This window comes from Saccharibacillus sp. CPCC 101409 (genome assembly GCF_030518235.1).
Classification (GTDB): Bacteria; Bacillota; Bacilli; order Paenibacillales; family Paenibacillaceae; genus Saccharibacillus.
Genome location: NZ_JAULSA010000050.1, coordinates 1 through 897, shown reverse-complemented (window position 1 = coordinate 897; position 897 = coordinate 1). Strand labels below are relative to the sequence as shown.

Annotated in this window: 5 tRNA genes; all 5 read right to left on the bottom strand. The window is 51.1% G+C overall.

Features of this window, described 5'->3' with window-relative positions:
• Nucleotides 1-76: 76 nt before the first annotated feature.
• Nucleotides 77-150, bottom strand: a tRNA-Met gene (locus QWJ34_RS26990).
• Nucleotides 151-168: 18 nt separating this feature from the next.
• Nucleotides 169-244: transfer RNA gene (locus QWJ34_RS26985), tRNA-Val, on the bottom strand.
• 86 nt (nt 245-330) lie between these two features.
• Nucleotides 331-402 (bottom strand) — tRNA-Glu (locus QWJ34_RS26980).
• Nucleotides 403-419: 17 nt separating this feature from the next.
• Nucleotides 420-510 (bottom strand) — tRNA-Ser (locus QWJ34_RS26975).
• A gap of 3 nt (nt 511-513) precedes the next feature.
• Nucleotides 514-589, bottom strand: a tRNA-Asn gene (locus tag QWJ34_RS26970).
• Nucleotides 590-897: the final 308 nt, after the last annotated feature.

Sequence of the window (897 nt, the reverse complement as noted above, 5' to 3'; positions counted from 1 at the left end):
TGAACCCGCGATCTCCTGCGTGACAGGCAGGCATGTTAACCCCTACACCACGGTTCCAGGCCATAAAGTAAAGCAATTGCGGGGGCAGGATTTGAACCTGCGACCTTCGGGTTATGAGCCCGACGAGCTACCGAGCTGCTCCACCCCGCGTCAGAGTGTAAATCAATATGGTGGAGGCTGAGGGGTTCGAACCCCCGACCCTCTGCTTGTAAGGCAGATGCTCTCCCAGCTGAGCTAAGCCTCCATTTCACATACGCTTACTATTATATCAGGTTAGCAAGCTCATGTCAAATGCTTTTTCATGCTTCTTCTTTTGTTTAAAAGAAGAAATGACCCGTAGGGGATTCGAACCCCTGTTACCTCCGTGAAAGGGAGGTGTCTTAACCCCTTGACCAACGGGCCTTACAGTAAAACGATTATGGCGGAGAGAGAGGGATTCGAACCCTCGAGACGCTTTAGACGCCTACACGATTTCCAATCGTGCTCCTTCGGCCACTCGGACACCTCTCCATATGGCTCCCCGAACAGGACTCGAACCTGTGACAACTCGATTAACAGTCGAGTGCTCTACCAACTGAGCTATCAGGGAACAACGTCGCTCTATATTTGCTCCTTCTCTCCAGTTGTTTCCCTCCTTCGAATCGTGCGATTCTCGGGAATAGGAAAGCCAAAAGTCGTTCAGGCTCAAATATTTCGCTTAGCGGCTTAATCACTTAAGCCAAAGTTCAAAGGCAAACGATGTGTCGGCGCTGCCGAACACGGATTTGCACCTTGAAAACCGGATCCGAAACGATTTCTTCGCGTCATCGAAGTGACTTTTCTGTTGAAAAGTCGGGAGGATAAGCCCTCGACCGATTAGTACTGGTCAGCTCCACGCATTGCTGCGCGTCCACCTCC